8 protein-coding genes and 1 pseudogene are annotated in these 9,585 nt (G+C 67.3%); 7 read left to right on the top strand and 2 right to left on the bottom strand.

Annotated features, from left to right (window positions below):
• Positions 1 to 9: 9 nt before the first annotated feature.
• From WA944_RS22140 to WA944_RS22130, 3 genes and pseudogenes are all read left to right on the top strand, one after another.
• A pseudogene (locus WA944_RS22140) lies at positions 10 to 156 on the top strand (helix-turn-helix domain-containing protein); the annotation flags it as partial.
• Positions 157 to 268: 112 nt separating this feature from the next.
• Complete coding sequence (locus tag WA944_RS22135; RefSeq protein WP_526647344.1) at positions 269 to 1,033, top strand: ISL3 family transposase; 765 nt, start codon at positions 269 to 271, stop codon at positions 1,031 to 1,033.
• Positions 1,030 to 1,884, top strand: a complete 855-nt coding sequence (locus tag WA944_RS22130; RefSeq protein WP_526369538.1) for a hypothetical protein — start codon at positions 1,030 to 1,032, stop codon at positions 1,882 to 1,884. The genes WA944_RS22135 and WA944_RS22130 overlap by 4 nt, the downstream gene beginning before the upstream one ends.
• A gap of 6 nt (positions 1,885 to 1,890) precedes the next feature.
• Here the strand turns inward: WA944_RS22130 and WA944_RS22125 are convergent, their stop codons facing one another.
• Complete coding sequence (locus WA944_RS22125) at positions 1,891 to 4,836, bottom strand: aminotransferase (RefSeq protein WP_526369540.1); 2,946 nt, start codon at positions 4,834 to 4,836, stop codon at positions 1,891 to 1,893.
• Positions 4,833 to 5,717, bottom strand: coding sequence for an alpha/beta fold hydrolase (locus tag WA944_RS22120; RefSeq protein WP_526369542.1), 885 nt, complete (start codon positions 5,715 to 5,717; stop codon positions 4,833 to 4,835). Before WA944_RS22120 ends, WA944_RS22125 begins: the two co-directional genes overlap by 4 nt.
• Positions 5,718 to 5,814: 97 nt before the next feature.
• Here WA944_RS22120 and WA944_RS22115 point away from each other — a divergent pair, with 97 nt between their 5' ends.
• From WA944_RS22115 to WA944_RS22100, 4 genes are all read left to right on the top strand, one after another.
• Complete coding sequence (locus WA944_RS22115; protein WP_526369544.1) at positions 5,815 to 6,420, top strand: TetR/AcrR family transcriptional regulator; 606 nt, start codon at positions 5,815 to 5,817, stop codon at positions 6,418 to 6,420.
• Between the two features lie 231 nt (positions 6,421 to 6,651).
• A complete protein-coding gene (locus WA944_RS22110) occupies positions 6,652 to 7,419 on the top strand; it encodes an MlaE family ABC transporter permease (protein WP_526369546.1) in 768 nt (255 codons plus the stop codon).
• Positions 7,416 to 8,270: an MlaE family ABC transporter permease gene (locus WA944_RS22105; RefSeq protein ID WP_526369548.1), complete on the top strand. Its 855-nt coding sequence runs from the start codon at positions 7,416 to 7,418 to the stop codon at positions 8,268 to 8,270. Before WA944_RS22110 ends, WA944_RS22105 begins: the two co-directional genes overlap by 4 nt.
• Before the next feature lie 3 nt (positions 8,271 to 8,273).
• On the top strand, positions 8,274 to 9,585 hold a 1,312-nt coding region (locus tag WA944_RS22100), incomplete at its 3' end, for an MCE family protein (protein WP_526647343.1).

Genomic DNA, 9,585 nt, shown 5'->3' with positions numbered 1-9,585 from the left:
CGGGTATGTGTGCTCAAACTGCGGCGACGTCGGTTGCGCTGCCCCGAGCACGGTGTGCTGGCCGAGTCAGTGCCGTTCGCGCGGCCGGGATCGGGGTTCACCCGCGACTTCGAGGACCTTGCGGTCTGGCTGGCCGGCAAGTGTGACAAGAAGACGGTGTCGACGTTCTGCCGCGTCACGTGGCGCACCGTCGGGGCGATGTGTTCGCGCGTCGTGGCCGAGAAACTGGACCCCGACCGGCTGGCCGGGCTGGTCGACATCGGCGTCGATGAGATCTCCTGGCGCAAGCACCACAAGTACTTTGGTGTCCGACCACGACACCGGCACAATCGTGTGGGGTGCGCCGGGCAAGAAGGCAGCCACTCTCGACGCGTTCTTCACCGCGGCCCTGCCCGCCGATGGCGCGAAGAAGATCGAGGCCGTGTCGATGGACCTCGGGCCGGCATTCGCGAAATCCGTTCGCGCACATGCCCCGCAGGCAGTGATCTGCTTTGATCCGTTCCATGTCGTCAAACTAGCCACCGACGCCCTCGACGACGTTCGCCGTCAGGTATGGCAGTCCGCGCGCAAACTGTCGGACAAGCAGATCGCCAAAACCTACAAGGGAGCCCGGTGGGCGCTGCTGAAGAACCCCGAATCCCTCACCGACACCCAGAAAGCCACCCTCGCCCAGCTCAAACGCGAGGGCGGCGCACTGGTCCGCGCCTACGAACTGAAGGAATCACTGCGGGCGGTGGTCGCCGGAGACCTCGACGCCGACACCGTCACCGACATGCTCGGGAAATGGTGCTCATGGGCTCAGCGGTGCCGGATCCCGCAGTTGGTCAAGGTCGGCCGAACCATCAAGAAACACCTCGATGGCATCCAAGCCGCGGTCGAGCGCGGACTGGCCAACGGCCGCCACGAAGGGCTCAACAACAAGGTCCGGCTGATCATCCGCAGGGCCTACGGCTTCCACAACGCCGAGAACGCGCTCGCCATGATCATGCTCGTCTGCGGACCGATCACCCTCGAACTCCCATACCACACATGAGGTCATCCACATTCATGGCAATAGAGCCGGAAAGTGCCGACGTGTGGGTGATGGTGTTCGACCCGTCGGGGCATCGCGCTCTCAAGCGGTCCTACCCGCTCGAGTCGTCCGACTTCGGCTATCAGGACTGGACCGCGCAGATCGCCACCACCAGCCTCGACGACGCCGCCGCCTGCGGCACGGTGCCCGACGCGCGCTGGGACATCGCGATCAGCCCGGGAGGGGAGGATCCTGTGCGGCTGCTCACCGAGCGCGGTTACCGGCGTCGGTTCCCGGCCGCCAAGACGCTGGTTCGCCATCCGCTGGCCAGGTTCGACGGCCACCTCGAGGCGGCCGGGCTGGCTGTCGACGTCGAGGGGTGGACGGGCAGCGTCAACCACAACTGGGGCACCCGCCACACCCCCGCCTACGCGTTCGGTCAGGTGTGCGGCTTCGACGATGCGCCGGATTCGACGTTGGAGATCGTGACCGCTCGCGCCGGTCTCGGATCGGTGTTGCTTCCCGGTGTGACACTGTTCGTGTTCCGGCACGCCGGTGTGGAGTTCGCGGTGCGCACGTTGGTCGGTAGCATGCAGAGCCACGGTCGGTACGCGCCGTTCACGTGGACGTTCGGTGCTCGGGTAGGGGACCGGATGATCGAGGGGGAGATCACCACCGAACCCGCCGACGTGATCGGTCTGAACTACCCCGACACCCACGGGGGCACGAAGTACTGCTACAACTCGGCGATCGCGAGGTGCCGAATCCAGTTGGCCGGCAAGGCGTACGGGCGGGCGGAGCTGGTGAGCCGGCGCGTCATGTTCGAGCTCCTCACCGATGATCGCCTCGATTCGGTGCCGCTGCTGGCCTGAGGGTTTTCACCACCCTTCGGTGAGCACCCGGTCCAGGGTGTCGACGTAGAAGTCGGCCGCCGCGGTGTCGATGCACAGTGGCGGCTTCGTCTTCAGGATGTTCATGTGGTCGCCGGTGGGCTGGATGATCACCCCGAGTTCGAGCATTCGATCGCAGATGGCCACGGTCTCCTCGGATGCCGGCTCCAGGGTGGCCGTGTCACGCACCATCTCGACGCCCAGGTACAGGCCGAAACCGTGCACCGTCCCGATGATCGGGTGCCTGTCGCGCAACGCCTCCAGCCGAGCCTTGAGATGCCCACCGACATGAACCGCGTTCTGCTGCAACTCCTCATCGCGCAGCACGTCGAGCACCGTCACGCCGATGGCACACGACAGCGGACTGCCGCCGGTGGAGGAGAAGAAGTAGCCCTGCAGCGAGAACCTCTCGGCCACCGCCCTGCTGGTGATCACCGCTCCCAGCGGATAGCCGTTGCCGACCGACTTGGCGATCGACACGATGTCGGGCACCGCCTGCTGCTGCTGGAAGCCCCAGAACCATTCGCCGAGCCGCCCGTAACCCACCTGCACCTCGTCCGAGATCGCCAGACCGCCGTGGGCACGTACCGCGGCATACACCTGGCGCAGATAGCCGGGTGGAAGCGCCATTCCTCCTGCGTTGCCGTAGACGCTCTCGCAGATGAACGCGGCAGGGGCGCGCCCGGCTGCGCTCATGTCTTCGATCCGGGCGACCGCCTCTTCGGCGTAGCGGAACACGTCGGGACCGCGGTACTTGCCCCGGAAGCTGTTCGGGGACGCCACCGTGTGTACCCAATCCGGCCGGGTGGCAAGGGCTTTCGGGTTGTCGGCGGTCGAGGTCGACACCGCATCGGTCCCGTAGGTCCAGCCGTGATAGGCCTCGCGCACCGCGACCACGTCGCGTCGGGCGGTGGCCGCGGTCGCCAGTCGGATAGCCAGATCGCTGGCCTCCGAACCGGAGTTGACCAGGAACACCGTGTCCAGCGAGGCGGGCAGCAGCGAGGCCAGCCGCTCGCTGAACTCGACGACGGCCTCGTAGTTGAAGCGAGAGTTGGTGTTGAGCCTGCGCAGTTGCCGAGATGCCGCGTCGGCCACCCGCGGATGTGCGTGACCCAGCACGGTGACGTTGTTCACCATGTCGAGGTAGCTGCGGCCCGCGGTCGACATCAGAAAATGGCGACGGCCGCGTTCGATCTGCGGCGGGGTGCGGTAGTAGAACTCCTGCACGGGCGCGAAACTCGCGTCCCGGCGGGACAGCAGATCAGCCGGCGTCCTGCTGGTGTCTTCCGGCGCCAGTCCGAGCAGCGGGCGGGGGTCGCGGGCGAAAGCGAGCCACCCCGGCGCCAGGTCCGTGCCGGTGAACGGCGGCAGCACGGGTGCATCCGCCGCGCGCACGTTCACCTCGACGCGCTCATTCGCACCCACCCGAGCCAGCCGCTGTCCGGCGTGCACCGCGCCGCGGGCGGTAACGGCCACCCCGGTGACGGTCAGCTCGAGATCGTTTCCGCGCAACGTGACTTGTCCGGCGGTGTCCGCGGTGTCCCCGGTGACCTGGCCGTCCCACGGGGCGGTGACGTCGGTGTCGGTCGCCGACCACATGCTGATCCCGGTGGCGACGACGGCGGGGGCGTCCTGGCTCAACAGCGGTGCCTGGCCGAGACGGGCCTCGGCGAAGCGGGTGACGACAAGCGCGGCACCACGCTGCAGCGCGGCAGCCGCCGCCCGGGCCGCCACGTCACCGGGCACTGCGGCGTCGAACGTGCCGTCGTAGAGCTCCGAGGTGGTGGACAGATCCAGGGTCACCACCGCGGCCGGATCTACGGCGACGAGCGGCGCCTGCGCCACCGCCGGCGCTGGAGCCCCGGCCAGACCCAGGTCGGCCATGACCACCGCGGTCATCACGTCCAGCGGTACCGATGCCGCCAGTTCGAACATCTGCAGCTCGGCGTCGGACTGTTCGGTGAGGTAGTCGTTGTCGGGATCCAGAGCGGCCTGCTGGGCGCCGCTGACTATCAGCACGGCTGTCCGCAGTGCCAACAGGGGCCACAAGGCCTGCGCCTCCGCTGGCGACAGCGGCCGGACGGCGTGGAAGGCCCGGATCGCCGGCAGCACCGAGGAGGGCTGCGCACCGGCATGTCCCAGCACCGAGGATGCGGTGATCGCGAGCTCGGACACCGCCCAGGTGTGGCACAGGTCGCCGAAGTCGATGACCCCGTCAGGACGCACCCCGCCGGCCTCGCGGGTCACCACGACATTGGCGTCGGTCAGGTCGATGTGCGCCGCCTGACGGGGTAGCGCAGCGTCCAGCGGCGAGATCCGTGACCACGCATCGCGGGCGATTGTCTCGAGCCGTGAGCGCAGTGCGGGGTCGCTGACGTGGGAACTCAGCTTCTCGACAACCGCCAGTCCGAAGCGCAAGTCCCACTGCAGCTTTCGGTCCAGCCCGGGATGGGTGAAGGCCTTCAGTGCCCGGCTCACCCGGCCGGCGATGTCCCCGAGGACGGCGACAGCAGCCACGCTGAGGTGTCCCGACTCCGACAGCGTTCCGCCGGGAAGGTGACGCAGCAGCCGGACATACGTCGGCTCCCCGGCCAAACCCGGGACCGTTGTGCACTTCTCGCCCGCGCTGTTGTCGAGGGGAACTGCGACACGAAGGCCTGGTTCGGCCTCGGCGATCAGTTGTGCCGCGGCGTCCTGGGCCGCCAATTCGACCGGGGTGAACGCGGTGTTGGCCACCTTCAGCACGCCGAGCACCGCGCCGTCGTTGCCGGTGACCATGAAGTTCCTGTCCTGCTGGCTGCCCAGCGACACGACATGCGCGTCCAGGCCGTAGTGGGTGGACAGGATGTGCTCTGCTTGCGACTCGTTCACCCGGGGCGCGGGCAGTTCACTCTGTTCGAAGAAGTCGAAGCCCGCGGTGTAACCGGTACTCACCGCAGTACGAACTGCGCGACGACGCCGGAGAACGCGTCGTTGTCATCGCCGGCCGCCGTGTGGCCCGCCCCGGACAACTCCGCGAACTCCGCATGCGGCACCTTGTCCAGGAAATCCTGGACCGCCTCCTCGCTGACCACGTCGGAGAGCTTGCCCCGGATCAGCAGTATCGGGATGGCCAACTCGATCGCCGCCTGCTCGAGCGACTCGACCCGCACGAACGGATCCTCCTGCGGCTTGGTCAAAAACGCCGGGTCCCAGTGCCAGTACCAGCGCCCGTTGCGATGGCGCAGGTTCTTCTTCAGCCCTTCGGGACTGCGCGGCTTGGTGCGGTGCGGCAGATAAGCGGCCACCGCGTCGGCGGCCTCCTCCAACGATCCGAAGCCGTGCACGTGGCTGAACATGAAATCCCGGATGCGTGCGCTGCCGTCATTTTCGTAGCGGGGGACCACGTCGACCAGGATCAGTCGCTGGACGCGGGCGGGCCCGGCTTGGTGCGCAGCCTGGATACCGGTGAGTCCTCCCATGCTGGCGCCGATCAGAACCACCGGCCGACCCATCTGTTCGATCACCCGCAAGGTGTCCGCGCACAGCGCATCCACCGTGTACCTGGCCTCCGGTGAGCGGTCGCTGTCGCCGTGACCCCTGCTGTCCATCGCGACGACGTGCAGTCCCCGCTCAGCCAGGATCTGCCCGGTCTTCTTCCAGGAGAAGCGGTTCTGGCCGCCGCCGTGCAACATCAGGATCGACGGGCGGGACCGGTCGAACTCGGCCCCTGACGGCGTCTCCGCGTCCGGGTTGTTCCATTCGTCGGCGACCAGGGTGAGGCCATCGTCGCCGCGAAACGTCACGGTCCGCGGCTCGCTGCGGTCAGTGCTCACAGGCGTCCTCTCGGCTTGCCCCGGGCATCACGTTACCGACTGCGGGATTTGTGGCTTTCCCGGGTTCGGAGCGCACCGGTCCCTAAAATTGACGTTTGTGCCGAAATTGTCCGACCCCGACGGTGATCGCCGGCGCATCATCGACGCTGCCTATCGCTGTCTATGGGAGCCGCACGCCGGTCCGATCCCGGTGTCGGCGATCCTGCGGGAAGCCGAGGTGTCGACTCGCGCCTTCTACCGGCACTTCAACTCGAAGGACGAGCTGTTCCTGGCTTTGCTGCAGGATGAGTGTGACGCGGTGGCCGCGCGGGTGGACCGCATCGCCGAGGAGGCCGTCGGCACCCCCGCCAACCAGCTCGCGGCGTGGATCGGTGAGATGTTCGACGTGCTGGTCGATCCACGGCAGCGGATGCAGCTGACGGTCGTCGACTCCGACGAGGTCCGGATGGCCAAGGGTTACCGCGAGACCCGCGAGCGTTCCCATGCCGCCCGGGAGCGGTCGCTGGTCGAGATCCTCGGCAGGGGTATCGCCGACGGGTCCTTTCAGTCCACGGTGCCGGAATTCGACGCCCCGGCCATCAGCGCGGTGGTCAGCCGGATGATGGCCGCCCAGCCCGCCGACGATCTGCAGCGGCTCAAACAGGCCCAGGCGCGGGTGCTGGACTTCGCGCTGCGTGCGGTCGGCGCCGTCCCGCCGGGGTAGTGGCACGATGGGGCGCCGGGGCCGCCGCGCTGAGCCGGCAGATCGGTCGGCGACGGGCAACACCCGCGTCGGGGGGCTGTCGTGCTCTCCTGTTGCCGCGTCAATTTTTGTTGATATACGGTTCTCCGGCGTCCAGTCATGTGTAACCTCAGCCGCACTGACCGGGCCTGGACTTCGTTGGAGAGGTAGCGGCCGATGGCGGTGATGTGTACACGAGGGAGGACCTGCTAGATGGTCGCTTCCGGCGTGGTCGCCAAACCCGTCCGCGCGGTCGGCGGATTCTTCTCGATGGCGCTCGACACGTTCGTGGCGATGGCCAAGCCGCCATTTGCGTGGCGCGAGTTCATCTCTCAATCCTGGTTCGTCGCCCGGGTGTCGATCCTGCCGACGCTGATGCTGACCATTCCCTACACCGTGCTGCTGACCTTCACCTTCAACATACTGCTGAAAGAGTTCGGTGCCGCCGACTTCTCGGGAACCGGTGCAGCGCTGGGCACTGTCCGGCAGATCGGTCCGATCGTCACGGTGCTGGTGGTGGCGGGTGCGGGCGCGACGGCCATGTGCGCCGACCTGGGCGCCCGGACCATCCGTGAAGAGTTGGACGCGCTTCGCGTGATGGGCATCAATCCCATTCAGGCACTTGTGGTCCCGCGGGTCCTGGCCGCCATGTTGGTGTCGTTGGCGCTTTCGGCCACGGTCATCCTGGTCGGGCTGGCCGGCGCCTTCTTCTTCACCGTGTACAGCCAGAACGTCTCCCCGGGTGCGTTCGCTTCCGGTCTGACGCTCATCATCGGTGCCCCGGACGTGTTCATCGCTCTGGTCAAAGCCGCCCTGTTCGGGCTGTCGGCCGGCCTGATCGCCTGCTACAAGGGCATTTCGGTGGGAGGTGGCCCGGCCGGTGTCGGCAACGCGGTCAACGAGACCGTGGTGTTCACGTTCATGGCGCTGTTCGCGATCAACATCGTCGCCACCGCCGTCGCTGTGAAGGTGACGATGTGACGGTATCGTGGCCCCATTCTCAGTTCCCGTGGCTCAAGGCCCGGTACCGTTCCGTGGCCGGTCCGTGGAACCAGGTCGGCGTGCAGGCCAAATTCTACGGCCGCACTCTGCGCTCGATCCACATGGTCTTCACGAGCTACCGGATCGAACTCATGCGGCTGATCGCCCAGATGGGTTTGGGTTCAGGTGCGTTGATCGTCATCGGCGGCACCGTCGCGATCGTCGGTTTCCTCACCGTGACCACCGGAGCGCTGGTGGCGGTGCAGGGTTACACCGACTTCGCGGAGATCGGTGTGGAAGCGCTGACCGGCTTCGCCTCGGCGTTCTTCAACGTGCGGCTGATCGCGCCGGCCACCACGGCGGTGGCGTTGTCGGCGACCATCGGCGCCGGAGCCACCGCGCAGCTCGGTGCGATGCGGATCAACGAGGAGATCGACGCGCTCGAGGTGATGGGCATCCGCAGCGTCGCCTACCTGGCGTCGACCCGCGTGGTGGCCGGTCTGCTCGTGGTGATCCCGCTGTACTGCATCGGCGTGCTGGCCTCGTTCTGGGCGGCGCGATTCGGGACGACGGTCCTCTACGGACAGTCGACCGGTGTCTACGACCACTACTTCCGGACCTTCCTGAACCCGACAGACCTGTTCTGGTCGATGATCCAGTGCGTGGCGCTGGCCGTGGTGATCATGCTGGTGCACACCTACTACGGTTTCACCGCGCGTGGCGGACCCGCCGGGGTCGGCGAAGCCGTCGGCCGCGCGGTCCGTACGTCTCTGATCGTGTCCGCGTTCGTGCTGGTGATGATCTCGCTGGCGGTGTACGGGCAATCCGGCAACTTCAATCTGGCGGGCTGAGGGATGGAAGACGACGAAGGCCTGAAGCCGGGATGGTGGACGCTCATCCTGGTCACGGTTCTCGCCGGCGCCGTGTGGCTGACCTATGCGCTGTTCACCGGAACGCTGCGGTCCACCATCCCGGTGACGTTGACCTCTGACCGGGCGGGTCTGGTGATGGAGACCAACGCCAAGGTCAAACTGCGCGGTGTGCAGGTGGGCCGGGTCTCCGAGATCAGGGTGACCGGCCAGACGAACCCGCCGGTCGCGCTGCGACTCGAGATCGATCCGAACCAGCTGCAGTACATCCCGTCCAACGTCGAGGCGCAGATCAGGGCGACGACGATCTTCGGGGCCAAGTTCGTCGATCTGGTGTTCCCCGAGAACCCGAGCAGTCAGCGGCTCGAAGCGGGCCAGGTGATGGAGTCACGCAATGTGACCACCGAGGTCAACACCGTGTTCCAGAACCTCGTCGCGGTTCTCGATCAGGTCGACGCGGCCAAGCTCAACAGCACGCTGTCGGCCCTGGCCGACGGTGTCCGCGGGCAGGGTGAGCGGATCGGTCAGGCCACCACCGACGCCAACGAGGTGCTGCTCGCGCTGAACCCGCGCAACGAGACGATCACCGCCGACCTGCGGGCGCTGAACGCCTTCAACGAGACGTACAGCGCTGCGGCCCAGGACATCCTCGCGACGCTCAACGCGGCCAGCACCACCAGCGCCACCGTGGTCAACCAGTCCGACCAGCTCGATGCGTTGCTGCTGAGCACCCTCGGGCTGTCGAACAGCGGCATCGGCCTGCTCGCGCCCAGCCAGGCGAACCTGATCAAGGCCATCAACGTGCTGGAACCGACCACGAACCTGCTCTACAAGTACAACCCCTCCTACACCTGCCTGCTGCTGGGCGCCAAGCACCTCCTCGACAACGGCGGCTACGAGAGCCCCGGCGGCAACGGCCGCTCGCTGGTGCTCGACGCCGGGTTGGCGTTGGGTGACGACCCCTACCACTACCCCCAACACCTGCCGATCATCGGCGCCAAGGGCGGCCCGGGTGGCAAGCCCGGCTGCGGCTCGCTGCCGGACGTCTCGAAGAACTGGCCGGTGCGCAATCTCGTCACCAACACCGGCTTCGGCACCGGCCTGGACTGGCGTCCCAACCCGGGCATCGCCTTCCCCACCTACGCCAACTATCTGCCGGTGACCCGCGCCGTGCCGGAACCGCCGAGCATCCGCAACCTGTTCGGCGGGCCCGCGATCGGACCGATTCCGTACCCCGGCGCCCCGGCCTACGGTGCGCAGCTGTACGCGCCCGACGGCACGCCGCTGTGGCCCGGGC

It is taken from the genome of Mycobacterium sp., from assembly GCF_049683355.1.
Classification (GTDB): domain Bacteria; phylum Actinomycetota; class Actinomycetes; order Mycobacteriales; family Mycobacteriaceae; genus Mycobacterium.
Note: the sequence above shows the minus strand (reverse complement) of the source record. Positions and strands in the feature narration are given on the sequence as shown.

Excerpts from the sequence above, each read along its gene's own strand:
- WA944_RS22135 (WP_526647344.1), top strand. The coding sequence starts at position 269 with ATGAGATCTCCTGGCGCAAGCACCACAAGTACTTTGGTGTCCGACCAC.
- WA944_RS22130 (WP_526369538.1), top strand. The coding sequence starts at position 1,030 with ATGAGGTCATCCACATTCATGGCAATAGAGCCGGAAAGTGCCGACGTG.
- WA944_RS22110 (WP_526369546.1), top strand. The coding sequence starts at position 6,652 with ATGGTCGCTTCCGGCGTGGTCGCCAAACCCGTCCGCGCGGTCGGCGGA.